The following is a 24,647-nucleotide window of genomic DNA, read 5'->3' as shown; positions in this document are numbered from 1 at the left end:
CATGCAACTCTCGCCGCGTGAAAAAGACAAACTGCTGATCGCCATGGCCGCCGAGGTGGCGCGCAAACGCCTGGCCCGGGGCGTGCGCCTGAATTACCCCGAGGCCATCGCGCTGATCACCGATGCCGTGGTCGAGGGTGCCCGCGACGGCCGCTCGGTCGCCGACATGATGGAGGCCGGCGCGCAGGTCATCACCCGCGACCAGTGCATGGACGGCATCCCCGAGATGATCCACGAGGTGCAGGTCGAGGCGACGTTCCCCGACGGCACCAAGCTGGTCACCGTCCATAACCCCATCCGCTGAAGGAGATGACGATGAAACACCTGGCTTCCCTGCCCTTCGCCCTGATGGCCGCGCCCGCGCTGGCGCATGACGGGCCGCACCTGCACCCGCATGACTCGGGCACCTGGCTGGCGCTGGTCCTGCTGCTGGCGATCGGCGGCGTCGCGATCTGGCTGAAGGCGCGCAAATGATCCCCGGAGAGGTCATCACCGCCCCCGGCGAGATCGAGCTGAACGCAGGCGCGGCTGCAATCACCCTGATGGTGGCCAATACTGGTGACCGCCCCGTGCAGGTGGGCTCGCACTATCATTTCGCCGAAACCAACCCGGCGCTGGACTTCGACCGGGCCGCCGCCCACGGCATGCGGCTGGACATCGCCGCCGGAACCGCCGTGCGGTTCGAGCCCGGCCAAAGGCGCGAGGTGCAGCTGATCCCGATCGCCGGCGCGCGGCGCGTCTTCGGGTTCAACGGCGCAGTCATGGGAGACCTCTGATGCCAGCCCGGATCAAACGTACCGACTATGCCGCCATGTACGGCCCCACCACGGGCGACAAGGTGCGGCTGGCCGATACTGACCTGATCATCGAGGTCGAGCGCGACCTGACCACCTATGGCGAAGAGGTCAAGTTCGGCGGCGGCAAGGTGATCCGCGATGGCATGGGCCAGTCTCAGGCCACCCGCGCCGAAGGGGCGGTGGACACCGTGATCACCAATGCGCTGATCATCGACCACACGGGCATCTACAAGGCGGATGTGGGCCTCAAGGACGGGCGCATCGCCAAGATCGGCAAGGCGGGCAACCCCGACACGCAGCCCGGCGTCGATATCATCGTCGGCCCCGGCACCGAGGCCATCGCCGGCGAGGGCCGCATCCTGACTGCCGGCGGGTTCGACAGCCACATCCATTTCATCTGCCCGCAACAGATCGAGGATGCGCTGCATTCCGGCCTGACCACCATGCTGGGCGGCGGCACCGGCCCGGCGCATGGCACCTTGGCCACCACCTGCACGCCCGGCCCCTGGCACATAGGGCGCATGCTGCAGGCGGCGGATGCCTTTCCGATGAATCTGGCCTTTGCGGGCAAGGGCAACGCATCGCAACCGGCGGCCCTGCGCGAACAGGTCCGGGCCGGGGCCTGCGCCCTGAAACTGCACGAGGACTGGGGCACCACCCCTGCGGCCATCGATTGCTGCCTGTCGGTGGCCGACGATATGGACGTGCAGGTGATGATCCACACCGACACGCTGAACGAAAGCGGCTTTGTCGAAAACACCGTGGCCGCCATGAAAGGCCGCACGATCCACGCCTTCCACACCGAGGGCGCAGGCGGCGGCCACGCGCCCGACATCATCAAGATCTGCGGCGAGGCGCATGTGCTGCCCTCCTCGACCAACCCGACCCGCCCTTTCACCGTGAACACGGTCGAAGAGCATCTGGACATGCTGATGGTCTGCCATCACCTCGACAAATCCATCCCCGAGGACGTGGCCTTTGCCGAAAGCCGCATCCGGCGCGAGACCATCGCGGCCGAGGACATTCTGCACGACATGGGCGCCTTCAGCATCATCGCCTCCGACAGCCAGGCCATGGGCCGCGTGGGCGAGGTGCTGATCCGCACCTGGCAGACCGCCGACAAGATGAAGAAACAACGCGGGCGCCTGCCGGAGGAAACGGGTGAAAACGACAATTTCCGCGTGCGCCGCTATGTCGCGAAATACACGATCAACCCGGCCATCGCGCATGGGCTGGGTACCCATATCGGCAGCATCGAGGAGGGCAAACGCGCCGATCTGGTGCTGTGGAACCCCGCCTTTTTCGGCGTGAAGCCCGAGATGGTGCTGCTGGGCGGCACCATCGCGATGGCGCAGATGGGCGACCCGAACGCCTCGATCCCCACACCTCAGCCGGTCTATTCCCGGCCGATGTGGGGGGCCTATGGCCGCTCGGTCGAACAGGGCGCGGTGACCTTCGTGTCGGAAGCCGCGCAAGAGGACGGCATCGCCGCGCGTCTGGGCCTGGCCAAGCAGACCGTTGCCGTGCGCAACACCCGCGCGATCGGCAAGCGTGATCTGCGGCTGAACGATGCCCTGCCCGAGATCGAGGTGAACCCCGAAACCTACGAGGTGCGCGCCGACGGCGAATTGCTGACCTGCCAGCCCGCCGAAACACTGCCCATGGCGCAACGCTATTTCCTGTTCTGAGAAGGGACGCTCTGATGCTTGCCACATCACAGAAAATCCGCCGCAACGGTCAGTGGGACGAAACCCATGGCACCGTGACGCTGAACTACGAAGACCGCTTTCTGCGCCGCCGGATGCTGCGCACCGCCCAGAATGAAGAATTCCTGGTGGATCTGTCGCAGACGACCTCGCTGGACGGGGGGGATGCGTTCGAGCTGGCCGATGGCCGCCTGATCGAGGTGGTCGCCGCCGAAGAGGATCTGTTCGCCGTCACTGGCCCCGATCTGACCCGGCTGGCCTGGCATATCGGCAACCGTCACACCCCATGCCAGATCGAGCCGGACCGGCTGGTGATCCGCCGCGACCATGTGATCCGCGACATGCTGCTGAAGCTTGGCGCGACGGTGCAAGACATCCGCGCACCCTTCAGCCCCGAAGGCGGCGCCTATGGGCACGGACGGACGCATGGCCACAGCCACTGACCTTGATCTGCTGACGCTGACGCAATGGCTGTCACCCGCCTACCCGGTCGGGGCGTTTGCCTATTCGCATGGGCTGGAACGCTTGGTCCAATCGGGCGCGGTGCACGATGCGGCCAGCCTGCGAGACTGGCTGCATGATGTGCTGGAACACGGTGCCGGATGGTCGGATGCCCTGTTTCTGACCTCCGCTTGGCGCGCCAAATCCGAGCTGGCCATGGCCGAACTTGACGATATGGCCCGCGCCTTCGCCGGCCCCTTCGAGCGCAGGTTCGAGACCGCGCAACAGGGCGCGGCCTTCTGCGGTGTGACGGCTGCAGTCTGGGGCATCGAACTGGCGGATCTGACCTACCCCGTTGCCGTCGGCTGCGCCGCGCGCCACGCCGATTTGCCGGTGGAGCCGACCGCGCGGCTGTATCTGCATGCGTTCATCAGCAATCTTGTTTCGGCCGCGCAGCGGCTGATGCCCCTGGGCCAGACCGCTGCGCAAGGGGTGGTCCGAGACATGGCGCCCTTGTGCGCAATTCAGGCGCACGCGGCAGTGGAGGCCGATCTGTCGGCCCTGTCCGGCACTGCCTTTCTGGCCGAGATCGCGGCCATGCAACATGAAACCCAACAACCAAGGATCTTCCGCACATGAGCAGCATGAACGGCCCTCTGCGGGTGGGAATCGGCGGCCCGGTCGGTGCGGGCAAGACCAGCCTGACCGCCGCCCTCGCCCGCGCGCTGCGCGATACTCACTCGATCGGGGTGATCACCAATGACATCTACACCCAGGAAGACGCCGAGGCGCTGATGCGCATGCAGATCCTGCCGCAGGACCGGGTGATCGGCGTGGAAACCGGAGGCTGCCCGCATACGGCGATCCGAGAGGATGCCTCGATCAATCTGGCCGCCGTGGCCGAGATGGTACGCCGTCACCCCGAGGTCGAGATCGTTCTGATCGAATCCGGCGGTGACAACCTGTCGGCCACCTTCAGCCCGGAACTGGCGGATGTGACGATCTACGTGATCGACGTGGCCGCGGGCGAAGAGATCCCCCGCAAGGGCGGCCCCGCGATCACCCGGTCGGACATCCTGATCATCAACAAGATCGATCTTGCCCCGCATGTCGGAGCGGACCTGTCGGTGATGCAGCGCGATGCGGCCCGGATGCGCGGCGATCGTCCTTTCGTATTCACCAACCTGCGGAGCGGCAGCGGAACAAGTGAAATCATCGATCTGTTGGACAAGATTGCCGGCATCGACGCCGGAAGGCGTGCAACGGCGTAAGACCCACAACACGACTATGGGCGTTTCCGGTTCCAGACTTTGGAACCTTGCGCCTGCAAGGCAATCCGATGTAACCGGACTCGACCACCGACGCAGTCCTTGCGATAGCCCGGTGCGAGAAAGTTGCAGCCGGGCCGATCCTTCTTGGGGCCGCCCCATCACCTGAGGACCGCCGGTGAGCCCATTCGTCGTCGCGATCATTCTGTCGGCTGCCATCCTGCACGCCGTCTGGAACGCCATCGTCAAAACCGCGGGCGACCGGACGACGACGCTGGGCCTTGTGGCCTTCGGGCATGTGATCCCGGCCAGCGTCATGATCCTTGTCCTGCCTTTTCCAGGCGGCGACAGCTTTGTCTACATCCTTTTGTCCACCGTGGTGCATTTCGGATATTACTTCATGCTGGGCAAAGCCTATCAGCATGGCGACCTCAGCGTGGTCTACCCGATCGCCCGAGGCATCGTTCCGGCGTTGGTGGCGCTTTGGGCCTATCTGTTGCTGGATGAGGTTCTGCCCCTGCAAGCCTGGATCGGCATCGGCCTGATCGCGGTCGGCATCCAACTCAGCAGTTGGAACTCGCTCCGGCAAGGCGTCGGCGGCGCGGCGCTGGGGTTTGCGGTGGGTACCGGACTTTGCATCTCGGTCTATTCGGTTGTGGACGGCATCGGGGTGCGGCTGTCTGGAAACACGCTCAGCTACTGGGCTTGGGGGGCGTTTCTGCACCTGTTCATCGCCGGCTTCGTGGGTCTTCGGCGGCGGCGGGCTCTGACCCAGCTTCCGGCGCGCACCTGGGCGATCGGCATCCTGGGCGGTTTCGTGTCGATGCTGGCTTATGGTCTGGTGCTCTATGCCAAGAATTTCGCGCCGCTGGGGGCAGTCTCGGCGTTGCGGGAAACCTCGGTGATTTTTGCGGCCCTGATCGGGTTCGTATTTCTGCACGAAGGCTATTGGATGCGCAGGCTGGGGGCCGCCATCCTGATGGCGGGGGGCGTGGCGCTGGTTGGACTTTCGGGCTGAGCCAGTCCGTCAACTGCCGTAACGTGCCATGAACATGTCAACGGCGTTGGTGGCCACTTCGTCGATTTCCTCATCCGAGAACCGGGTTTGGATCCCCAACGCCGCCAGCGTCCACAGGCGCACCTTGCACAATTCCGAGAACTGCTCGGCGGCAAAATGCACGTTGTCGATCGCCAGCTCACCTTTGGCCACGGCTTTTTCCAGATACTCGGCCATCTGGCGCTGACCGTTGGCGGGGCCGGCTTCGTAGAACGCCTTGCCCAGTTCCGGGAACCTGTCACGCTCGGCCACGCAGATGCGGAACACCTGTTGCGCAAAATCCGAAACCAGAAACCGGGTCAGATGCGTGGCGGTGATCATCAACGCCTCGCGCACCGGCTTGGTTTCGTCGATCATGGACAACACGTTTTCGGCCATGCGGCAGCACTCGGTCTGCGCCACTTCGGAGAACAGAAGTCGTTTGTCTGGGAAATAGCTGTAGAGCGTCGCCTTCGACACACCCGCCGCACGCGCGATGTCATCGACGCTGGCGCCTTCAAACCCATCCGCCATGAAAACCTCTCGGGCGCCGTTCAGAACCTGGTCGAATTTCCGTCCGGTACGCACGATGGTTGCGGCTTGGGTCATGGTGTCTCCTTGGCTGGGTGCTGCGACAAATCTATAAACCAGTCAGTTCAGTTTCAACGGTTTTCAATTCGGCTTGAAAGTTCCGTTACGCGGCGTAGATTAGAATAATTCTAAAACGAGGGTGGCTATGCGGTTTTTCACTCAGCGCAAACACTTCAGGGATCTGACCGAGCAGGAAGTTATCGCACTTGCGATTTCGTCCGAGGAAGATGACGCGCGGATCTATAGGTCATATGCCGAAATGCTACGCCCCGACTATCCGGCGACGGCCAAAATCTTCGATGGCATGGCTGCCGAGGAAGACGAGCACCGCCGTCGCCTGATCGCTCTGCACGAGGATCGGTTCGGCCCGGTGATCCCTCTGATTCGGCGCGAGCATGTCGCCGGTTACTACGCCCGCCGTCCGATCTGGCTGGTCGAGAATCTTGGAATCGAGCGAATCCGCGAAGAAGCCGAGATGATGGAGCGCGACGCGGAGCGCTTCTATCTGGCGGCTGCCGGTCGCACGACCGATGCAGCAACACGCAAACTTCTGGGCGACCTGGCTGCGGCCGAAGCAGGGCATCAAGCCGCGGCCGCCGAATTGGAAGAAGCTCACTTGGATCACGATGAAAAAGAAGCCGAAAAAGTGATTTCGCACCGGCAATTCATCTTGACCTGGGTCCAGCCGGGATTGGCCGGGCTGATGGACGGGTCGGTGTCGACCTTGGCGCCGATCTTCGCGACGGCCTTTGCCACGCACGACCCTTGGACGACATTTCTTGTGGGCCTTGCAGCGTCAGTGGGCGCAGGTATTTCCATGGGCTTCACCGAAGCGGCATCGGACGATGGCGAGCTGTCGGGCCGTGGATCACCGGTCAAGCGGGGTTTGGCGTCCGGCGTGATGACAACGGTCGGCGGATTGGGCCATGCCCTGCCCTATCTGATCCCGGAATTCTGGACGGCCACGATCATTGCATTTATCGTGGTGTTTTTCGAATTGTGGGCGATCGCGTGGATTCAGAACCGCTATATGGAAACTCCGTTCTTCCGCGCGGCTTTTCAGGTCGTTTTGGGCGGAGCACTGGTGCTGGCAGCCGGAATATTGATCGGCAGCGGGTGATGACCCTGCTTGCGATGTGGTAATTCTATGTTACCAATCTGCGCATGGTCGATATCTTTCTGCGCACCCTGCCCTTCTTTGCGATCATCGGCCTGGGATACTGGGCCGGGCGCAGCCGGTTCTTCACCGAAGACGCCACGGCCTATCTGACCAAGTTCGTGTTCTATTTCGCGTTGTCGGCGATGCTGTTCCGCTTTGCCGCCACGCTGCCCTTTGCCGAGATCTTCAACGCGCGGCTGATGCTGGGCTACCTGATCGGCACGGCGGGCGTATACGCGCTGGCCACGTTGGTCGCCTATCTGCGCGGGCTAGACATCCCCACCGCGGCGGTCGAGGCGCAATGCGCCGCCATCGGAAATGTGGGCTTTCTGGGTCTGCCAATGTTGGCCCTGCTGTTTTCCGAAGCCGCAATCGGGCCGGTCATGCTGGTTCTGACGGTCGATCTGGTGGTGTTTTCCTCGCTGATCGTGATCCTGATCAACGGCGGGCGGGATGGAAAGCTGACGGTTGGGACGCTGCGGCTCATCGGAGTCGGGCTGCTGAAAAACCCCATGATCGTCTCGATCTCGGCCGGGTTGATCTGGTCGGCCCTGCAGATGCCGGTGCCTGACCCGTTAAACGATTTTCTGACCATTCTGGGCGGCGCCGCCACGCCGGGGGCGCTGTTCGCAATCGGCGCCTCGCTGGCCAGCAAATCGGCCGAGCGGGTTCAGATCGCGCTGTGGCTCAGCTTTTGCAAACTGGCCGTGCATCCGGCCTGTGTGGCAGTGGTGCTGCTGTGGCTGCTGCCGACTGATCCTTTTGCCGCGGCGGTGGCGATCTCCGCCGCCGCCCTGCCAGTGGCCGGCAATGTCTATATGCTGGCGGCTCACTATGGGGTGGCGCCGCACCGGGCATCTGCCGCCATTCTGCTGTCGACCATTGTCAGCATTCTGACCGTGCCGGTGGTCATCGCGTGGGTTGCCGCATTCTGACGCGGCGACTTCAAAATGCGTGCGAACATTGGTGCCCGGACTTTACGCCGGGGCCTTCGCCCGTTAGCCATGGCACGAACCCAACGTAAGGATGATGCCAGATGGAAACCCTTTCCGAAAACGCCTGTTTCGGTGGCGTGCAGGGCGTGTACCGCCACGCCTCGGCGGCGTGCCAGTGCGACATGACCTTTGGCCTGTTCCTGCCGGCCGAGGCCAAGGACGGTCCGGTTCCGGTCCTGTGGTATCTGTCGGGCCTGACCTGCACCCATGAAAACGCGATGGTCAAAGCGGGCGCGCAGGGCTGGGCCGCCGAACAAGGCATCGCACTGGTCTTTCCCGACACCTCGCCGCGCGGCGAAGGGGTCGCCGATCATGAGGATTACGACCTGGGCCAGGGCGCCGGGTTCTACGTCAACGCCACGCAATCGCCGTGGGCGCCGCATTTCAACATGTGGGACTATGTGGCTGACGAGCTGCCCGCGCTGCTGGTTGAAAACTTCGCCATCGACGGCGACCGGCAGGCCATCACCGGCCATTCGATGGGCGGCCACGGGGCGCTGACGCTGGCGATGAACCTGCCGAGCCGGTTCCGCTCGGTCTCGGCCTTTGCGCCGATCTCGAACCCCACGGCCAGCGACTGGGGCCGCAAGCAGCTGAGTGCCTATCTGGGCGATGACCCGGCCGCTTGGGCCAAACATGACGCGACTCTGATGATGAAGGAAAAGGGCTTTGACGGCCCGATCCTGATCGACACCGGCACCAACGACCAGTTCATCGACCTGCTGCGCCCCGAGGCTCTGGCCAAGGCCATCGCCGAACGCCGCCAGCAGGCCACGAACCGGTTGCAGCCCGGCTATGACCATTCCTACTTTTTCGTGTCCACCTTCATGGAGGACCACGTCACCTTCCACGCCGAAGCCCTGTACGGAGACTGAGGGATGAGCAAATACGACTATGACCTGATCATCATCGGCTCGGGTCCATCGGGCCGCGCGGCGGCGATTCAGGCGGGCAAGCTGAAACGCAAGGTTCTGGTAGTTGACCGCCGTGACCGGTTGGGCGGCGTGTCGGTGCACACGGGCACGATTCCGTCGAAGACCCTGCGCGAAACGGTGCTGAACCTGTCTGGCTGGCGCGAGCGCAGCTTTTACGGCCGTTCGTACCGGGTCAAGGACCAGATCCGCGCCGAGGACCTCAAGGCCCGGCTGCACATGACGCTGGACTATGAGGTTGACGTGCTGGAACACCAGTTCAACCGCAACCACGTTGAAACCATGGACGGCGTAGCCCGTTTCGTGGGCCCGCACGAGATCGAGGTCACTGCCGATGCGGGCGACACCACCCGCCTGACGGCCGCGAAATTCCTGATCTCGACCGGGACGAAAACCTATCGCCCCGATTACGTGCCCTTTAACGGCAAGACCATCGTCGATGGCGACGAGTTCCTGGAAATGGCCGAGATTCCGCGTTCGCTCTGCGTGATCGGCGCGGGCGTGATCGGGGTCGAGTATGCCACGATGTTCTCGGCGCTGGATGTGCGGGTGACGCTGATCGAACCGCGCGAGACCTTCCTGGATTTCATCGACAAGACCCTGATCCAGGAATTCACACACCAGATCCGCGAAAACGGGGTGGACCTGCGGCTGGGCTCGGCCGTGGAAAAGATCGAGGACGCCGGCAAGCATGTCGAGATCACCATGTCAAACGGCCGCCATGTTCGGGCCGAGATGCTGCTGTTCGCGGCGGGCCGCATGGGCAACACCTCGGCGCTGAATCTGGGTGCGGTTGGGATCGAAACCGACCACCGCAACCGCATTTCGGTGGACCGCAAGACCTATCAGACCTCGGTGCCGCATATCTATGCCACCGGCGACGTGATCGGGCATCCATCGCTGGCCTCGACGTCGATGCAGCAGGGCCGCGTGGCCGCCTGCCACGCGCTCGAGACCCCCACCCTGCCCGAAAGCCCTTGGTTCCCTTATGGCATCTACTCGGTGCCCGAAATCTCGACCTGCGGCATGTCCGAGGAAGAGCTGCAGGAACGTGGCATTCCCTACGAGGTGGGCGTGGCCCGGTTCCGCGAGACGTCGCGCGGGCATATCATGGGGCTCGAGCATGGGATGCTGAAGATGCTGTTCTCGCTGAAAACCCGCCGAGTGCTGGGGGTTCAGATCGTCGGCGAAGGCGCGACCGAGCTGATCCACATCGCCCAGGCGGTGCTGAACCTGAAGGGCACGGTGGACTATTTCGTGCAGAACACCTTCAACTATCCGACCCTGGCCGAGGCCTACAAGATCGCCGGGCTCGACGCCTTCAACCGGATGCCGATCCCGGACGAGTTCAAGGTGCGCAAATCCGATGCGCCCGAGCCAGCGAAGTTGGCGCCCAAGAAGGCCAAGCAGGCGTGACGACCCTGTATGTCGATGGCGACGCCTGCCCGGTGAAGGCCGAGGCCGAACGCGTCGCCACACGGCACAAAATGCCGATGGTCGTGGTCGCAAATGGCGGGCTGCGCCCCTCGACCAACCCGCTGGTTCAGATCGTGACCGTTGCGCAAGGTGCGGACGAGGCCGACAAGTGGATCGCCGAGCGGTGCGACGCGGGCGACATCGTCATCACCTCGGACATCCCGTTGGCCGCCAAATGCGTCGAGGCCGGCGCGCGGGTGCTGCGCCCCAACGGCGAGGCCTTCACCGCCGCCAATATCGGCCAGCAACTGGCGATGCGCGATCTGATGGCGGATCTGCGCGCCGCCAATCCGCTGGGTGCCGGGGGCGGTGGTAAACCGTTTTCCAAGGCCGACCGATCGCGGTTTCTGGACGCGCTCGAGCGCGAGATGCGCGCCGCCTTGCGCGGCTGAGATTGGCCTTGCATCACGCCCGGCGGGTTGTTTCAGTCGGCCCCGAACGCAACACAAGCGAACAGGAAATCCCATGCCCGTAGAAGCGGTTGTTTTTGACATCGGCAACGTTCTGATCGAATGGCAGCCCGAGCGGTATTATGACCGCATGATCGGCGAGGACCGGCGCCGAGCCATGTTCTCGGCCGTCGACCTGCACGGCATGAACGACTTGGTCGATCAGGGGCATCACTTCACCGAAACGATCTATGCCTGGGCCGAAAAATACCCCGAATGGCGCAATGAGATCCGCATGTGGCACGACAACTGGATCGAACTGGCCGCGCCCGAGATCCCGCATTCGGTCCGGCTGCAGCGCGCGCTGCGAGCCAAGGGCGTGCCGGTCTTTGCGCTGACCAATTTCGGGGTGCAGAATTTCGACTATGCGACCACCGTCTATCCGTTCCTGAACGAGTTCGACCGGCATTATGTCTCGGGGCGGATGAAGATGGTGAAACCGCATGCCCCGATCTACCAGATGGTCGAACAGGATTGCGGCCTGCCGCCCGAGACGCTGCTGTTCACAGACGACCGGATCGACAACATCGAAACCGCCCGTGCGCGTGGATGGCAGACCCACCATTTCGACGGCCCGCAGGGCTGGGCCGAAAGGCTGGTGGCCGAAGGTCTGCTCTCCCCGGACGAGGCCGCCTGATCCTAGGCGGCAGCGGGCTGCGCGGGGCGATTCTCGCGGATTGGGAGGTGCACGATCGCGCTGAAGGCGCCGATGGCCACGCCGATCCACCAGACAACTGTGTAATCGCCATAAAGGTCATACATGCGGCCGCCCAGCCAGATGCCCAGGAAACTGCCGACCTGATGGCTGAAGAAGATGATGCCATACAGCGTGCCCATGTAGCGCAGGCCGTAAAGATGCGCGACGAGGCCCGAGGTCAACGGGATCGTCGCCAGCCACAGTGACCCCATGACCAGCGAGAACAGGATCACGGTCAGAGGCGTGATGGGAAACAGGATGAACGCCGCGGCCGCGATCGTGCGCCCGGTGTAGACTGCTGCCAGAAGGTATTTCTTGGGGAAGTGATTGCCCGCCCATCCGGCCAGAAGGGTGCCTCCGATATTGGCGAGCCCGATCAACGAGATCGCCAGGGCACCCAAGGCAGACGTTGTGGTGATTCCCATCGCATGCAGGACACCGCCGGGTTGGATCGGGCCGCACATCTCGGTCACGAAGGCCGGGAAATGCGCGGTGACGAAGCCCAGTTGATAGCCGCAGCTGAAAAAACCCAAGAATATCAGCGCATAGGACGGGTCGCGGAAGGCGCGGCCCAGGATCTGGCCCATGCTTTCTTCCAATTCGGCCTTGCTGACCTGCGCGGGCGCGCGCATGAAAGGCAGCGTCAGCACAAGGGCCAGAATGGCAATGGCGAAGATGATGAACACCTGCTGCCACGGCAGGAAAGTCAGCATCCATTCAGCCGTCGGCGCACCGATCACCTGCCCGAAGCTGCCCGCCGCCGTCACGATCGCCAGTGACATCGAGCGGTTCTGATCCGTCGAGGCCCGCCCGACCACCGCCAGCACGACGCCAAAGCCCGTGCCCGCGATACCGAAGCCCACCAGCCAGGCATAAAGTTGATGCCCGAAGGGAGTGACGGACCAGGCCGACAGCACCATCCCCGCCGCATAGGTCAACGCGCCCAGAATGATCGCCCGCCGGTCGCCCATCTTCTCGGCGATGGCGGCAAAGATCGGCTGGCCGATGCCCCAGGCCAGGTTCTGGATCGCGATGGCCAGCGAGAAATCGGTGCGCAGCCAACCGAACTCCTCGGCGATCGGAATCTGGAACACGCCGAACGAGGCGCGCACGGCGAAGCTGACCGTGATGATCACGCATCCGACGATCAGCACCGGGTTGAGCAGACGGGCGGTTGGGGTCATGTGGCCTCCGATTTCAGCCCGCCGACAGTATCCGCTTGGGCCCGCTCGTCAATTCAGGAGTTTTGCGGTCACGATTAACCAAAATTGATGCGTGCCGGAGGATGCCTTCTTTTCAACGGCGCGGGCGGGCGCTATGGCTCGGGCCATGACCGACATGATCTCGTTGTACGAGGCCCGCGTTGCCGATGGCACCCTGAACCGCGACGACGCGCAAGAGGCCGTTCTGCCCCAGTTCGAGCGTATCCGGGCGGCTCTGGCCGCGCCGGTGAAACGCGGGCTGTTCCGCAAGGCACCGCCGCCGCCCAAGGGTTTGTACCTGTGGGGCGGCGTGGGGCGCGGCAAGTCCATGTTGATGGACATGTTCGTCGAAACGCTGGGCGAAGTTCCGGCCCGGCGCGTCCATTTCCATGCCTTCATGCAGGAAATCCACGCCGGCATGCATGAGGCGCGCGAAACCGGCGTGCAGGATGCTCTGGCGCCGGTGGCGGCCTCGGTCGTGAAATCCGTGCGCCTGCTGGCCTTTGACGAGATGCAGATCACCGACATCACCGACGCGATGATCGTCGGGCGGCTGTTCGACATGCTGCATGCGGGTGGCGTCGTCGTTGTGACCACCTCCAACCGTCATCCCGACGATCTGTACAAGGATGGCCTGAACCGGCAGCTGTTCCTGCCCTTCATCCACCACATCAAGCAGCAGCTCGAAGTGTGGGAACTGACCTCGCCCACGGATTACCGGCAGAACCGGCTCGAGGGCTCGCCGGTCTATTTCACGCCCATCGGACCCGAGGCGCGGGAGAAGATCCGGGCCGTGTGGGCCGACCTGTCCGGTGGGCCGGCCGAACCCCTGACCCTGCATGTCAAGGGGCGCGAGGTAGTGTTGCCCGCTTTTCGCAATGGTGTGGCACGGGCCTCGTTCTATGATCTGTGCGGCCGGATGTTGGGGCCGGGGGACTATTTGGCCATTGCTGATGCGGTAAAAGTGCTGGTGCTCGAGGACATACCGCGCCTGTCGCGCAACAACTTCAACGAGGCGAAGCGGTTCGTCACGTTGATCGATGCGCTGTACGAGGCGAAGGTGCGGTTGATCTGTTCAGCGGCCGCCGAGCCTGAGATGCTGTATGTCGAGGGGGAAGGTGTTTTCGAGTTCGAGCGGACAGCCTCGCGCCTGCGGGAGATGCAGGCACTGGACTGGGGACAATAGCGAACGTTGCCTCCGGCGTAGCTGTGACTCAATGAATGGTCAGCCGTTTTCGCGCAGGATGTTGCCCGCGAGGTAGAGCGAGCCGCAGATCAGCACGCGCGCCTGTGGGTTGGCTTTGATGATGGTGTCGAGGGCTTGGGACACACTGCTGGCGGTCGTCGCGGGCAGGTTCACCGATTTGGCGGCGGCGGCGGTTTCTTCGGCGCTCAGCGTGTTGGTCTCGCCCGGGATGGAAACGGCGGTCAGGCTGGCAGCTTCCTGTGCCAGTGGGGAGAGGTAGCCGGTTACATCCTTGGTATTGAGCATGCCGCAAATCAGGTGTGTGGGTCGCGGGGGCAGCTTGGCCAAGACGTCCGCCAGCGCGACACCGGCGGCGGCGTTGTGGCCGCCGTCCAGCCAGAGTTCGGCCTGGGGCGCCTGTTCGACCAGCGGGCCGGTTTTCAGGCGCTGCATCCGGGCGGGCCATTCGGCGCGGGTGACAGCGGCCTCGTAGGTCTCGTCGCCGAGGTCGAGGTGGCGCAGGACCGCCAGTGCGGCGCCGGCGTTCTGGACTTGGTGCGCGCCCAGCAGGTTCGGCAGCGGCAGGTCGCGCAGGCCGTTTTCGTCCTGATAGATCAGGCTGCCATGTTCCTCGTGGACGTGCCAGTGCTGTCCGTGGGCCAGCAAGGGTGCGCCGAGGCGGGCGGCGGTGGCCTCGATGACCTCCATCGCCTCGTCTAGCTGCGGCCCGACGATGCAGGGCACACCGCGCTTGATGATGCCGGCCTTTTCGGCGGCGATCTTGGCCAGCGTGTTGCCCAGGAACTGTTCATGGTCGATCGAGACCGGGGTGATGACCGTGACCGCGGGCTTTGCGATCACGTTGGTGGCGTCGAGCCGCCCGCCAAGTCCGACTTCGAGCAGCGTGTAGTCGGCCGGCACACGGGAAAAGGCCAGCAGCGCCGCGCAGGTGGTGATCTCGAAATAGGTGATGTTCTCGCCGCCATTGGCGGTGTAGCACTCATCCAGAACGGCGGTCAGGTCGGGTTCCGAGATCAGCTTGCCCGCCAGGCGGATGCGCTCGTGAAAGCGCGCCAGATGGGGCGAGGTATAGGCATGGGCCGTCAGACCTGCGCCTTCCAGCCCGGCGCGGATCATCGCCTGGGTCGAGCCCTTGCCGTTGGTGCCGGCGATATGGATCACCGGGGGCAGCTTGTCCTGCGGGTTGTCCAAAGCTTCGAGCAGACGGCAGACACGGTCCAAGGTCAGGTCGATGATCTTGGGGTGCAGCGCCATCATCCGGTCGAGGATGACGTCGGATGTGGGCGCGGTCATTTCTTGGGCTGGTCTTCGGCAGGCTTGGCCTGCGCGTCAGGCTGTTCGGCCGTGTCCTCGTTCGGGGCGGGCAGATCGCCTTTGACTGCCGGGGGCAGACCCATCAGCATCCGGGTGATCGTGATCAGCTCGTCCCGCAACTCGGTCCGTTTGGTGACGCGGTCCAGCATGCCGTGATCCAGCAGGTATTCGGCCCGCTGGAAGCCTTCGGGCAGTTTCTCTCGGATCGTCTGCTCGATCACACGGGGGCCAGCGAAACAGATCAGGGCGTTCGGCTCGGCAATGTGCACGTCGCCGAGCATCGCGTAGGAGGCCGTAACGCCGCCGGTGGTGGGATGGGTCAGAACGACGATATAAGGCAGGCCGGCCTCTTTCAGCATCTCCACCGCGACCGTGGTGCGCGGCATCTGCATCAGGCTGAGGATGCCTTCCTGCATCCGGGCGCCGCCGGCCGCGGAAAACAGGATCAGCGGGCGCTTGAGTTTTACCGCCTCTTGCGCGGCCGCGATGATCGCGTTGCCCACATACATGCCCATCGAACCGCCCATGAACGAGAAGTCCTGCGCCGCAGCCACGATCGGCGTGCGGCCGATCTCGCCGGTGGCGACCAGCATCGCTTCTTTCTCGCCAGTCTTTTTCTGCGCCGCCTTCATGCGGTCGGGGTATTTCTTCTGATCGCGGAACTGCAGCGGATCTTCCTTGGGCGCAGGCACTGCGACTTCGGTGAAAATACCGCCGTCGAACAGGTGCTTGAACCGCTCGCGCGGGGTGATCAGCATGTGGTGTCCGCACTGGGTACAAACGTTCTGGTTGTCCGCCAGTTCACGATGGAACAGCATCGTTCCGCACTCGTCGCATTTGTGCCAGAGATTCTCGGGCACCTCACGGCGGGAGAAGATCGAGTTGATCCGGGGGCGGACGTAGTTTGTGATCCAGTTCATGTCGGAACCTTGCTGATGCGGGTTGCAGTCAAATAAGACGCTACGGAAGGAAATGCAATCAGCGCCTGAGCGCAAGTCGCGCAACCAGCCAGCTGACGATCATCACCGCGAAATCCACGACAAGCCACTGGCGCAGGATACCGGTGTCCGATGTTTCGAACGGAAGATGATAGAGGGCCAGCCCACCCAGGCCGTCAGGCAACGATACGATCAGCAGAGCCGTTACATTGTTGGCAAAATGCATGGCGATTGCGGGTCCCAGCGTTCCTGCTCTGGCGGTGATGTCTGCACTAAGAAGGCCAAAGACAAAGGCCCAAACTGCGATCAGGATAGCATTGTCACCGGCGGCAAGAGGTGCGTAGTGCCCGGCAGCAAAAATCAGGGAGGGTACACCCATCCAAATCCACGGGGCCCTGAACCGCGCGGCCAGCGATTGTTGCAGGAACCCGCGGAACAGAATCTCTTCGGCGCTGACCTGAATAAGGACAGCCACCAGCGCCAGCGGCAACAGCAGCAGCCACCTGAAAACCGGCAGGTTTGGCTCCAAGGGCGGTCCCATATCGTATGGGGGCAGAACAAAAAGCAAGGCACCCAGCACGACCAGCGCCCGCAGAACCCGCCAGAATTGCCGTACAGTCAGAATCGGCGTCCCAACCACGGAGATCAGTTTCCGGTGCTGCACCTGTCGCACGGCCAATCCGACGCCCAATGTGGCAAAGGCAAAACTGGAAAGGATGACCAGCAGCGCCAGGGCCGAGGACCCGTCTTCGAAACCGGACACCAGTTCAGCCGAACCAAAGGCGGTTACAGCGGCCAGGAGAACCAGATTCAGTGCCAGCACGACGACCGTGATGATCGCGAACCCGAGCAGCAGCCGCCAGAGTTCGGGATAAGCCCTGGCCGGCGCCACCAGGATTTCGTGCGGGGCATAGGCCGGGTGTGGCTGCGGGTCGCGCATCCTAACCGCCCGCCCCGGTCTCGGCTTCGGGTGTCAACGGGGTATTAGACAGCAACAGTCGTTCCGAGACAGTTGTCAGATACCCGGCCACCGTTTCGAGAAGGCGCATCGAAACAGCCGCGTCACCCTCTACCACGGCGCGCAGCTCTTCCGCGCCGATCCGCAGGAACGAACAGTCGGTCATCGCAACGAGGTCAAGTTGCCGAGGCGCGCCGGTGATGATCGACAGGTCGCCGATCAGACGGCCTGGCTCGACGATGGAGATGTTGCGCTTTTCGCCGTCCGGCATCGTCCATTCCAGGCTCGCCTGTCCGGAGATGCACAGATAGGCCGCGTCAGGCGTTTGCCCGCGCGAGAATATGGTCTGCCCCGCCGCCGCGTCGTACCATTGTGCCGAAAAGGCCAGAAGACGCTGGTGCTTTCCGTCAAGCCTCGAAAACAGTTCCGTCGCCGAAATGATCTTGAGTTTTCGGCTGAAGTCTTCGGGTTGTTCTTCATCCGCCTCGACCTTGGAGCGCGATACACCGTCGACTCGGCCGTCCTTGATTTCCACGTACATGTCATAGGCCTCGGGATGGCCAAAATGATCTTCCATGAAGATCATGACCGAGTCGGGAAGCAACTCACGCAGCTTGAGACGCGTACGCAGACGGCTTTCCGAATCGTGGCTGGCAAGGACCTTGTCCAGGATCAGGATGTCGGGCCGCTTGATCGCTGCCCGTGAAAACGCGGCACGTTCCTGAAAAACCGTGGGCAGGTTGGCCCCGCCAAGACCGGTCGGCAGATCGTAGATGATAGCCGCCAGGCGACGGGTGAGACCGGCCTCGATCAGGACTTCGGCTACGGCATCCTCGATCTCTTCGGCATGTGCCCCGGCCATCAGCGACACGCGGCCATACAGGGCATTTTCCATGACGGTCAGGCGCGGAACATAGGTTTCGGGTGCCACGGGAATGAACAGCCCGTCGAAAGATGCGTGCAGGTTTTGGGCCTGCGTGCGCCGGATCGAAAGGATCTTTTCCTTGTACTCCTCGGGGAAACTGGGGCCGATCTGTTCGGCGGTCAGCATGAACGGCACCGTCAGCAACAGTGCCATTTCACGTTCAGACAGGGTTGCCTCACCTTTCGACATGCGGCGTTCGTCGATGTCGAGCAGTCGGTGGTACATGTCCTTGGACATGCCCAAACGCAGGAACAGCGGGTGATCCGTCCCTTCTCGGCCGAATGTTTTGCGCAGCGTGCTGAGGACCGCCGTCGCGATGCTTAGGGCGTCCTTGTCCAGATCATGGGCCCGCAGCATGGCAAGAAATCGAGCGTCCCCGGCCAGGATGTCCGGTGAGATGTTGCGCGACGGTGAGGCAAACAGAAGGTTGCCCCCCAAAGGTACGGCCGGGTTGAACCGGTCCGGATCGAACCGGTAAACGTATTTGTCCAAGCCCTTTTCCTTGAGACGCGCTGCAACCTTGTCGCGCGCATCCACGATCGCCTTGGCCAGATGGGGGTGCAGTTCGGGATCGAATTGCGACCGCAACGTCCGCCGGAACATGAATTCGTCGATGCCCATCGCCTCGACCAGTTCGAACCACCAATCCCGGATCTCGTCGATGCTCTGCAGCCCGGCAAGGCGTGGGTCGACCCATTCGTCCTCCAGCAGGTCCGGGGAGTTGCCGGCGCGCACGGCTTCGACCTGATAACGTGATGGAGCCTTCTGAGCCTCGGCCTCGTGCTGGGGATGGGGACGCAAAGGCATCAGCAGGTTGTCCCCAAGCGTGCCGTTGAACAAGTAGGGTCGCGAGTGGGCATAGCCGACACGGGCGGCGATCACCGCCTGATGGAGTTCGCGAAGGTTGTGCCCAGACAGAAGGACCTCGCCCTGAACCGGCAGAATCTCGCGGATCAGCAACTGGGCCAGCGCCTGTCTTTCCGAGTCGTGCGAGGCCTTGATGGCGACCCGAGCGCCCTTTGGGATCGTCAGGTCGATGTCTTCAAGGATCAGCTTGCCGTCCTCGTCGCGCACCGTGACATTGCGCAATTCGATGTCGCCCTGCAGGTGCGGGATGCTCTCCGGTTCGCCATAGAACAGTTCTTCGGGGATCATGTTCTCGGGTGCAAACCGTTCGGTGACGACCTGCCAGCGCAACGACATGTCCTGAACCTGATTGTAATAGGTCAGCAGATCGCGCCAAGGGCCGCTGAGGTCCTTGTACGCCCCCAGCGCCGCAACCAGCGCACCGACTGTCACTTCGCCCGTGATCGCGAGATAGCCACCGACCGAATAGAACAGGAACGGCGTCATCTGCGTGATCAGGTTGTTGAGGAACTTCATGAAGAATTTCTTGTTGTAGATCCGGACCCGGATATCGAACAAGGTTCCCAGACGATGACTGAACTGCGCCAGCCGATAGCGCCAACCACCGTTCGCGCGCAGGTCGCTGATACCGGCGGCGGTTTCGCCGATCTCGGTGCTCAGGTGACGGATCTCCTGAATACGGTCCTTGTTAAAAAGGTTGATCTGACGCTGCAGGCGCGGGATCAGCCAGGCTTGCAGCGGGATCAGCGCGATCGAGGCCAGCCCGAACCAGACGCTCTGCATGAACAGGAAAGTGACAATCGTCATCATCTGACCGAACTGAAAAACCGGCTGGGCGATCGCGTCGCCCATCAGCCCGCCCATCGGTTCCGCTTCGGACGATATCATCGACACCAGCTCGCCCTGGCTTGTGATCGAGAAATACGGTTTGGGGAAGCGCAGCATCCGGCTGATGAGGGTGAATCTGAGCCGCCGCAACATGCGTTCGGCCAGGATCCCCTTCATGGTGTTGATGCGCATCTTCATGAGGCCGCCAGCCAGCACGGTTCCCAAGAAGGCAAAACACAGGATCAGCAGGTATTGGACCTGGGTCACCTTCGTGCCGAACAGCGTTACCGTGTTGCCGGTCGCGCCGATGGCGTCGTTGATGATCTGCTTGGGCAGTTCAAGCGAGGCATAGAGAAACGGAAACGAAAGTACGGTCAACAGCAGCAGAATGAACTGCTGTTTCTTGGAGTGCTTCCAGATGAACGCGAATAGGGTGGGTTCCATGCCCCGGCCTCGTCTTGTTTTTTGGACTGCGGCCCGTTGCGGAGGATCCACGGCGACCGGGTGACTGACGGTAAGCTTTGCCCCGTGCTATTTCAAGAACGTGCCCTGGCGTGATCTTGCAAAAATCCGGCCGGCACGACCGGCGTCGTTCACAATTCGGGAATTTTGCAGTGCTATCTGTCGAAGGCGGGTTTATTCCGCCCGCGGAATCCGACTAAAGAGGTGCAGTTTCAGGCACTGGGCACATGAGCAGACTTCTGGATCGGTATTTCAGCCGCAAGGCAGTTGGGCATTGGAAACGGACGGCGCAGAACGCGCCGCACGAAGACCTGCCCCTGCTTCGCCAGCAGCGTGATCAGGCGCGGGTTCTTCGCGCCCAACTTGATCGGCTGATCCAGATTGCGGACGGGCGCCTGACCCGCCCGCATATCGGCACCCAGAATTTCCCCAGACCGCTTGGCACGGATTGGGCATGGCGCCCGGATTTGTGGGGCAGCCCCCTGCCCGTTACGGGCCTGGTATCATTGTCTCGCAAGGCGCAGCTTGATGACAGTGTGGCGCTTTTCCATGACTGTCCGCTGGCCGAGATTGCAATCCGGCAAATCCGCAACAGCGGGGAAAAGGACCTGGCGCCTTTCAGCCTGGCGATCGACGTATTCACCTTTCAAGGCTCGTTCCTCTCCGTGTCTGTCGAGCTTCCGGGCAGCGCCGCCGAGGGTCTGACGCGGCAACACCTCGTCCGGACCCATGTGACGGTCGACAGTGAACGCCCGGCCGAGGTCTTTGCCAGGCTGAATATCCAGAATGGACCGAATACCGAGCAGGTGCTGCGAAAGCTGGAACCGCAACATGCGACGTCCGACATCGATTTTGATCTTGCGCATCTGTCCTTGAACGAACGTCGCATCGAGAAGATGTGGCTGGACCTTATCATCCAGGATCCTGGTATGAACCGTGTGGTGCTGCGGGATCTGACCCTGTGCCGCCATCATCGCGCTGACTTGTGAAAGGAAAGGCCATGGTGGAAACAAAACTCGTCCCGATCCGGTTCGAAGGCGGCGTATGGGAAGGCCACTATTCAGGAAGTACCGCACCCCAACTTGAAGCCCGGTACCGGGATCAGATCCTGCAAGGTATCGAGGTTTCCGTGGCCGAAGGTGGCTGGCATGTTCTGGTTCCCGTTCCAACGGCCCTGTTGTCCGAAGGTGTACACAGTGTGATTATCCTCGACAGCGATTCACAGGAAAAAGTGGGTGACATCACCGTAATCGCGGGTGCGCCGGCCGTAGGCGATATCCGCGCCGAGATGGACCTGCTGCGCGCCGAACTTGACCTTCTGAAGCGCGTGGTGCGTCGGTTGAGCGCTGATCAGGGTTGATCGGCCAAAAGCCTGCAGGATCTACGTAGTCGAAACCTGCTTGGATGCATTCCTATCTTTTTCGCTGAATTCATGCATGATTGAGCCACCAAGGAAACGCAGGGGGCCGAATGGAACGTGACAGCATTATCAAGGTCATAGCGCTGATGGTAACGGCGTTTGGCATCGGCATAGACTTCACCGGTGCGCTGATGCTGGTTCCGGCGATCGAAAACTCGTTTGATGCCGATATCACGAGTACTCAGTGGGTGTTGAACATCTACGCGCTGTTCTTCGCCATGACCATGGTCGCAGGCGGCCGGCTGGGCGACATGTACGGCCATCGCAAGATCATGATCATCGGATTGTCGCTGTTTCTATTCGCCTCGGTCATGTGTTTCGTATCTCCCAGCCTTGATTTCCTGATCGGCGCACGCGCGCTTCAAGGTATCGGCGCGGGATGCGTGTGGCCGTGCACGCTGGCCTTCGGGGCCACGAGGGTATCCCGTGAGGAACACCGTGCGATGGTCATGGGTTTGATCCTTGCCGGTGTCACGACGGGCAACGTATTTGGTCCGATGATCAGCGGGTTTGTCGTCAACCTTGGGGATTGGCGCCTGTTCTTTCTGGCGAATGTCGTCTTCTCGTGCATCTCGATGGCCACGGCAGTCCTGCTGATGCAGCGTGACAAGACCCACAAGACGGGTGAGCACATCGACTTTGCCGGAATGGGTGTCCTTTCTTTTGCCGTCCTGCTGCTGCTGTACGCGCTGGATGTCGGATCGGACTGGGGCTGGCTGTCGGTTCCGCTGATGTTTCTGTTTTTCCTCAGCGCGTCGCTGTTTCTGTTGTTCCCACGCGTGGAAAAACGGGTGAAAGAACCGCTTTTGCTGCCGCAGATGATGCAAAATCCGCAATTTCGCATCACCTTGGGGCTGAACATGTTCAACGTCTCGGCTGCCTTTGTGGGATTGCTGTATTTTCCGCAATACATGCAAAAGGTTCTGGGTTGGTCGGTATTTGAATCCGCTCTGGGCCTTGCGCCGCTGACCGTTCTTTTGGCTGTCGGGTCGATCGTGTCTGGCACCTTGTATAATGATTTCGGACCCAAGCGCCTGCTGTTCTGGGGGTATCTCTGCGCTACGATAGGCGCGGCCAGTGTCGTCGTGATGCCGGCCGGTCTGGGGTATTTCCAAATTCTTCCGGGGATGGCTCTGATCGGGTTGGGAGCGACACTGACGGTTGGCCCGTCGGGCACCGCCGCCGTTTGCGCCGTCAAGCCCGAACGCGCCGGCCTGGTTGGCGGTCTGAGCTTCATGGTGCACTTGGTCTATGGCGCCATTTCGGTCGCCTGCGCGACGGCCATCATGTACATGGTCAGCCTGTCCAGCTTCCGCGAGCACCTTGCCAAAGCTGGCATCGACATGTCCCTAGCCGATCAAAAAGCCATCAATGGCGGTACTTTGACGACCAAGACCGCGCAGGCTGTCATGCAGAAATTCAGCGCGCCCGAGGCCGAAAAGATCAAATCCGCGTTGTCGATGGCCTTTGACAGCGGGATGGACATGGCTTTTGTCTTTTCAACGCTGTCGGTGTCGATCGGCCTAGTTCTGGCGCTGATGCTTGACGAAAAGAAACTGCACAAAATCGAGAGCTGAGCCAAAAGAAAAGGCCGCGGAAAACCGCGGCCCTTCGGTCATTGTTTGCGCAGCTTACTGCGATGCCCGCTCTGTCGGATTGAAGGCGGACAGGCCTTTGAGAATGTCGATCGCATAGGCCAACTGGTAGTCTTCGTTGCGCAGTTCGGCGGTTTCTTCCGCTTTGGTGCGGTCTTCCTCGATCTGGCGGATTTCATCCTCGGTCAAACTGTCATTGTTCAGGCTGCCCCGCAGGTCGGCCTCGGACCGGGTGCGGGCGTTGCTTTCTTCCTCTTCCTCAGCCTCGGGACGGACGCGGGGCTGTTCCACGATGATGTCGGGGCTGACACCCAAAGCCTGGATCGACCGACCCGACGGGGTGTAGTAGCGCGAGGTGGTCAGACGCATCGCCCCGTCGCCACGCAGCGGCATCACGGTTTGAACCGATCCTTTGCCGAAGCTTTTGGTGCCGACGACGATCGCGCGGTGGTGATCCTTCAATGCACCTGCAACAATTTCGGAAGCCGACGCCGATCCGCCGTTGATCAGCACTACGATCGGCTTGCCTTGGGCAAGATCACCCGGGGTTGCGTTGAAGCGTTCACCATCTTCGGGATTGCGCCCACGGGTCGAGACGATCTCGCCTTCGTTCAGGAATGCGTCCGATACCTTGATGGCTTGGGTCAACAGCCCGCCGGGGTTGTTGCGCAGGTCCAGAACAAAGCCATTCACCTTGTCGATGCCGCCAGCTTCGGCGATCTGCTTTTCCATGCCCTCTTTCAGGTTCGGGAAGGTCTGATCGTTGAAGGTGGTCACACGCAGCACCACGCTGGCGCCTTCGGTTCGGGCGCGAACGGCGGTCAGTTTGATCGTGTCGCGGATGATGGTCACATCGAATGGGTCTGGTTCGCCTTCCCGCACGACGGTGATCACGATTTCCGAACCGACCGGGCCGCGCATCAGGTCGACTGCCTTGTCCAGCGTCAGGCCCAGGATGCTCTCGCCGTCCACATGAGTAATGAAATCGCCGGCCTCGATGCCCGCCTCATCTGCAGGCGTGCCGTCAATTGGCGAGACGACTTTGACGAACCCATCCTCTTGGGTGACCTCGATGCCCAGCCCACCGAATTCACCGCGCGTCTGAACGCGCATCTGCTCGGCGTCGTCCGGGGAAAGATAGCTTGAATGCGGATCCAGAGACGTCAACATGCCGTCGATCGCAGCCTCGATCAGCTCTTCAGGGGCGACTTCCTCGACATACTGGGCGCGGATCCGTTCGAAGATGTCTCCGAACAGGTCAAGTTGTTCATAGACTCCGGCCTTGTTTTCGGCCTCTTGCGCCAGCAGTGGCCCGGCGATCTGAGTAGTCGCAATAATCCCTGCCACGGTGCCGGCCAGACCGGCCATCACAAATCTCTTCATA

25 protein-coding genes are annotated in these 24,647 nt (G+C 62.2%); 18 read left to right on the top strand and 7 right to left on the bottom strand.

Features of this window, described 5'->3' with window-relative positions:
• Nucleotide 1: 1 nt before the first annotated feature.
• From K3752_RS18795 to K3752_RS18760, 8 genes are all read left to right on the top strand, one after another.
• Nucleotides 2-304, top strand: coding sequence for an urease subunit gamma (locus tag K3752_RS18795; RefSeq protein ID WP_005976933.1), 303 nt, complete (start codon nucleotides 2-4; stop codon nucleotides 302-304).
• A gap of 11 nt (nucleotides 305-315) precedes the next feature.
• Nucleotides 316-474, top strand: a complete 159-nt coding sequence (locus K3752_RS18790) for a hypothetical protein (RefSeq protein WP_260066503.1) — start codon at nucleotides 316-318, stop codon at nucleotides 472-474.
• Nucleotides 471-776 (top strand): urease subunit beta, encoded by a 306-nt coding sequence (locus K3752_RS18785; RefSeq protein WP_260066502.1) that lies wholly within the window; start codon nucleotides 471-473, stop codon nucleotides 774-776. The genes K3752_RS18790 and K3752_RS18785 overlap by 4 nt, the downstream gene beginning before the upstream one ends.
• Nucleotides 776-2,485: an urease subunit alpha gene (gene ureC, locus K3752_RS18780; protein WP_260066500.1), complete on the top strand. Its 1,710-nt coding sequence runs from the start codon at nucleotides 776-778 to the stop codon at nucleotides 2,483-2,485. The genes K3752_RS18785 and ureC overlap by 1 nt, the downstream gene beginning before the upstream one ends.
• 14 nt (nucleotides 2,486-2,499) lie before the next feature.
• Entirely contained in the window at nucleotides 2,500-2,946 is a 447-nt protein-coding gene (locus K3752_RS18775) for an urease accessory protein UreE (protein WP_170509874.1), read from the top strand.
• Nucleotides 2,930-3,583 carry an urease accessory protein UreF gene (locus K3752_RS18770; protein WP_260066495.1) on the top strand — a complete coding sequence of 218 codons (654 nt, stop codon included), beginning with the start codon at nucleotides 2,930-2,932 and terminating at the stop codon, nucleotides 3,581-3,583. The genes K3752_RS18775 and K3752_RS18770 overlap by 17 nt, the downstream gene beginning before the upstream one ends.
• Nucleotides 3,580-4,215 (top strand): urease accessory protein UreG, encoded by a 636-nt coding sequence (gene ureG / locus K3752_RS18765; protein WP_170359481.1) that lies wholly within the window; start codon nucleotides 3,580-3,582, stop codon nucleotides 4,213-4,215. Before K3752_RS18770 ends, ureG begins: the two co-directional genes overlap by 4 nt.
• 175 nt (nucleotides 4,216-4,390) lie before the next feature.
• The gene (locus K3752_RS18760; protein WP_260066492.1) at nucleotides 4,391-5,230 is read left to right on the top strand and encodes a DMT family transporter; all 840 of its coding nucleotides are present in this window, start codon (nucleotides 4,391-4,393) and stop codon (nucleotides 5,228-5,230) included.
• A 9-nt stretch (nucleotides 5,231-5,239) separates the two neighbouring features.
• Here the strand turns inward: K3752_RS18760 and K3752_RS18755 are convergent, their stop codons facing one another.
• A complete protein-coding gene (locus K3752_RS18755) occupies nucleotides 5,240-5,857 on the bottom strand; it encodes a TetR/AcrR family transcriptional regulator (RefSeq protein ID WP_260066491.1) in 618 nt (205 codons plus the stop codon).
• Nucleotides 5,858-5,984: 127 nt separating this feature from the next.
• Here K3752_RS18755 and mbfA point away from each other — a divergent pair, with 127 nt between their 5' ends.
• The 6 genes from mbfA (at nucleotide 5,985) to K3752_RS18725 (ending at nucleotide 11,487) form a co-directional block, all read left to right on the top strand.
• Nucleotides 5,985-6,959, top strand: a complete 975-nt coding sequence (gene mbfA, locus K3752_RS18750; protein WP_170365821.1) for an iron exporter MbfA — start codon at nucleotides 5,985-5,987, stop codon at nucleotides 6,957-6,959.
• A 44-nt stretch (nucleotides 6,960-7,003) separates the two neighbouring features.
• The gene (locus K3752_RS18745) at nucleotides 7,004-7,933 is read left to right on the top strand and encodes an AEC family transporter (protein WP_170359474.1); all 930 of its coding nucleotides are present in this window, start codon (nucleotides 7,004-7,006) and stop codon (nucleotides 7,931-7,933) included.
• Nucleotides 7,934-8,034: 101 nt separating this feature from the next.
• Entirely contained in the window at nucleotides 8,035-8,868 is an 834-nt protein-coding gene (gene fghA, locus K3752_RS18740; protein ID WP_260066487.1) for an S-formylglutathione hydrolase, read from the top strand.
• A gap of 3 nt (nucleotides 8,869-8,871) precedes the next feature.
• Nucleotides 8,872-10,341, top strand: a complete 1,470-nt coding sequence (gene sthA, locus K3752_RS18735) for a Si-specific NAD(P)(+) transhydrogenase (RefSeq protein ID WP_093963338.1) — start codon at nucleotides 8,872-8,874, stop codon at nucleotides 10,339-10,341.
• Nucleotides 10,338-10,793, top strand: coding sequence for a YaiI/YqxD family protein (locus K3752_RS18730; RefSeq protein WP_260066485.1), 456 nt, complete (start codon nucleotides 10,338-10,340; stop codon nucleotides 10,791-10,793). The genes sthA and K3752_RS18730 overlap by 4 nt, the downstream gene beginning before the upstream one ends.
• A gap of 73 nt (nucleotides 10,794-10,866) precedes the next feature.
• Nucleotides 10,867-11,487, top strand: coding sequence for an HAD family phosphatase (locus tag K3752_RS18725; protein WP_260066484.1), 621 nt, complete (start codon nucleotides 10,867-10,869; stop codon nucleotides 11,485-11,487).
• A gap of 2 nt (nucleotides 11,488-11,489) precedes the next feature.
• On the opposite strand, the gene K3752_RS18720 is transcribed toward K3752_RS18725, so the two are convergent.
• Entirely contained in the window at nucleotides 11,490-12,731 is a 1,242-nt protein-coding gene (locus K3752_RS18720) for an MFS transporter (protein ID WP_170365830.1), read from the bottom strand.
• 145 nt (nucleotides 12,732-12,876) lie between these two features.
• Between K3752_RS18720 and zapE the strand changes: the two genes are divergently transcribed.
• Nucleotides 12,877-13,935 carry a cell division protein ZapE gene (gene zapE, locus K3752_RS18715; RefSeq protein ID WP_170372579.1) on the top strand — a complete coding sequence of 353 codons (1,059 nt, stop codon included), beginning with the start codon at nucleotides 12,877-12,879 and terminating at the stop codon, nucleotides 13,933-13,935.
• A gap of 39 nt (nucleotides 13,936-13,974) precedes the next feature.
• Here zapE and K3752_RS18710 read toward each other — a convergent pair whose 3' ends face one another.
• From K3752_RS18710 to K3752_RS18695, 4 genes are read right to left on the bottom strand one after another with little or no spacing between them, the layout of a single operon-like run.
• The gene (locus K3752_RS18710) at nucleotides 13,975-15,249 is read right to left on the bottom strand and encodes a folylpolyglutamate synthase/dihydrofolate synthase family protein (RefSeq protein ID WP_260066482.1); all 1,275 of its coding nucleotides are present in this window, start codon (nucleotides 15,247-15,249) and stop codon (nucleotides 13,975-13,977) included.
• Nucleotides 15,246-16,190 carry an acetyl-CoA carboxylase, carboxyltransferase subunit beta gene (gene accD / locus K3752_RS18705; protein WP_170439658.1) on the bottom strand — a complete coding sequence of 315 codons (945 nt, stop codon included), beginning with the start codon at nucleotides 16,188-16,190 and terminating at the stop codon, nucleotides 15,246-15,248. The genes K3752_RS18710 and accD overlap by 4 nt, the downstream gene beginning before the upstream one ends.
• A 58-nt stretch (nucleotides 16,191-16,248) precedes the next feature.
• On the bottom strand, nucleotides 16,249-17,148 hold the full coding sequence (locus K3752_RS18700; protein WP_260066478.1) for a CPBP family intramembrane glutamic endopeptidase: 900 nt from the start codon (nucleotides 17,146-17,148) through the stop codon (nucleotides 16,249-16,251).
• 1 nt (nucleotide 17,149) lies between these two features.
• Complete coding sequence (locus K3752_RS18695; RefSeq protein WP_260066477.1) at nucleotides 17,150-20,230, bottom strand: ABC transporter transmembrane domain-containing protein; 3,081 nt, start codon at nucleotides 20,228-20,230, stop codon at nucleotides 17,150-17,152.
• A 245-nt stretch (nucleotides 20,231-20,475) separates the two neighbouring features.
• Between K3752_RS18695 and K3752_RS18690 the strand changes: the two genes are divergently transcribed.
• From K3752_RS18690 to K3752_RS18680, 3 genes are all read left to right on the top strand, one after another.
• Nucleotides 20,476-21,237, top strand: coding sequence for a DUF6478 family protein (locus tag K3752_RS18690; protein WP_260066476.1), 762 nt, complete (start codon nucleotides 20,476-20,478; stop codon nucleotides 21,235-21,237).
• Between the two features lie 11 nt (nucleotides 21,238-21,248).
• A complete protein-coding gene (locus K3752_RS18685) occupies nucleotides 21,249-21,608 on the top strand; it encodes a hypothetical protein (RefSeq protein WP_260066474.1) in 360 nt (119 codons plus the stop codon).
• Between the two features lie 110 nt (nucleotides 21,609-21,718).
• Nucleotides 21,719-23,245: an MFS transporter gene (locus K3752_RS18680; protein ID WP_170441180.1), complete on the top strand. Its 1,527-nt coding sequence runs from the start codon at nucleotides 21,719-21,721 to the stop codon at nucleotides 23,243-23,245.
• Between the two features lie 54 nt (nucleotides 23,246-23,299).
• On the opposite strand, the gene K3752_RS18675 is transcribed toward K3752_RS18680, so the two are convergent.
• On the bottom strand, nucleotides 23,300-24,646 hold the full coding sequence (locus tag K3752_RS18675; protein ID WP_093963348.1) for a S41 family peptidase: 1,347 nt from the start codon (nucleotides 24,644-24,646) through the stop codon (nucleotides 23,300-23,302).
• Nucleotide 24,647 lies beyond the last annotated feature (1 nt).

This window comes from Ruegeria sp. B32, assembly GCF_025141855.1.
In the GTDB taxonomy this organism is placed as follows: domain Bacteria; phylum Pseudomonadota; class Alphaproteobacteria; order Rhodobacterales; family Rhodobacteraceae; genus Ruegeria; species Ruegeria arenilitoris.
This window is presented reverse-complemented; position numbering and strand designations above follow the sequence as displayed.

Excerpts from the sequence above, each read along its gene's own strand:
- K3752_RS18795 (WP_005976933.1), top strand. The coding sequence starts at position 2 with ATGCAACTCTCGCCGCGTGAAAAAGACAAACTGCTGATCGCCATGGCC.
- K3752_RS18790 (WP_260066503.1), top strand. The coding sequence starts at position 316 with ATGAAACACCTGGCTTCCCTGCCCTTCGCCCTGATGGCCGCGCCCGCG.
- K3752_RS18785 (WP_260066502.1), top strand. The coding sequence starts at position 471 with ATGATCCCCGGAGAGGTCATCACCGCCCCCGGCGAGATCGAGCTGAAC.
- ureC (WP_260066500.1), top strand. The coding sequence starts at position 776 with ATGCCAGCCCGGATCAAACGTACCGACTATGCCGCCATGTACGGCCCC.
- K3752_RS18775 (WP_170509874.1), top strand. The coding sequence starts at position 2,500 with ATGCTTGCCACATCACAGAAAATCCGCCGCAACGGTCAGTGGGACGAA.
- K3752_RS18770 (WP_260066495.1), top strand. The coding sequence starts at position 2,930 with ATGGCCACAGCCACTGACCTTGATCTGCTGACGCTGACGCAATGGCTG.
- ureG (WP_170359481.1), top strand. The coding sequence starts at position 3,580 with ATGAGCAGCATGAACGGCCCTCTGCGGGTGGGAATCGGCGGCCCGGTC.
- K3752_RS18755 (WP_260066491.1), bottom strand. The coding sequence starts at position 5,857 with ATGACCCAAGCCGCAACCATCGTGCGTACCGGACGGAAATTCGACCAG.
- mbfA (WP_170365821.1), top strand. The coding sequence starts at position 5,985 with ATGCGGTTTTTCACTCAGCGCAAACACTTCAGGGATCTGACCGAGCAG.
- K3752_RS18745 (WP_170359474.1), top strand. The coding sequence starts at position 7,004 with ATGGTCGATATCTTTCTGCGCACCCTGCCCTTCTTTGCGATCATCGGC.
- fghA (WP_260066487.1), top strand. The coding sequence starts at position 8,035 with ATGGAAACCCTTTCCGAAAACGCCTGTTTCGGTGGCGTGCAGGGCGTG.
- sthA (WP_093963338.1), top strand. The coding sequence starts at position 8,872 with ATGAGCAAATACGACTATGACCTGATCATCATCGGCTCGGGTCCATCG.
- K3752_RS18725 (WP_260066484.1), top strand. The coding sequence starts at position 10,867 with ATGCCCGTAGAAGCGGTTGTTTTTGACATCGGCAACGTTCTGATCGAA.
- K3752_RS18720 (WP_170365830.1), bottom strand. The coding sequence starts at position 12,731 with ATGACCCCAACCGCCCGTCTGCTCAACCCGGTGCTGATCGTCGGATGC.
- zapE (WP_170372579.1), top strand. The coding sequence starts at position 12,877 with ATGACCGACATGATCTCGTTGTACGAGGCCCGCGTTGCCGATGGCACC.
- K3752_RS18710 (WP_260066482.1), bottom strand. The coding sequence starts at position 15,249 with ATGACCGCGCCCACATCCGACGTCATCCTCGACCGGATGATGGCGCTG.
- accD (WP_170439658.1), bottom strand. The coding sequence starts at position 16,190 with ATGAACTGGATCACAAACTACGTCCGCCCCCGGATCAACTCGATCTTC.
- K3752_RS18700 (WP_260066478.1), bottom strand. The coding sequence starts at position 17,148 with ATGCGCGACCCGCAGCCACACCCGGCCTATGCCCCGCACGAAATCCTG.
- K3752_RS18695 (WP_260066477.1), bottom strand. The coding sequence starts at position 20,230 with ATGGAACCCACCCTATTCGCGTTCATCTGGAAGCACTCCAAGAAACAG.
- K3752_RS18690 (WP_260066476.1), top strand. The coding sequence starts at position 20,476 with ATGAGCAGACTTCTGGATCGGTATTTCAGCCGCAAGGCAGTTGGGCAT.
- K3752_RS18685 (WP_260066474.1), top strand. The coding sequence starts at position 21,249 with ATGGTGGAAACAAAACTCGTCCCGATCCGGTTCGAAGGCGGCGTATGG.
- K3752_RS18680 (WP_170441180.1), top strand. The coding sequence starts at position 21,719 with ATGGAACGTGACAGCATTATCAAGGTCATAGCGCTGATGGTAACGGCG.
- K3752_RS18675 (WP_093963348.1), bottom strand. The coding sequence starts at position 24,646 with ATGAAGAGATTTGTGATGGCCGGTCTGGCCGGCACCGTGGCAGGGATT.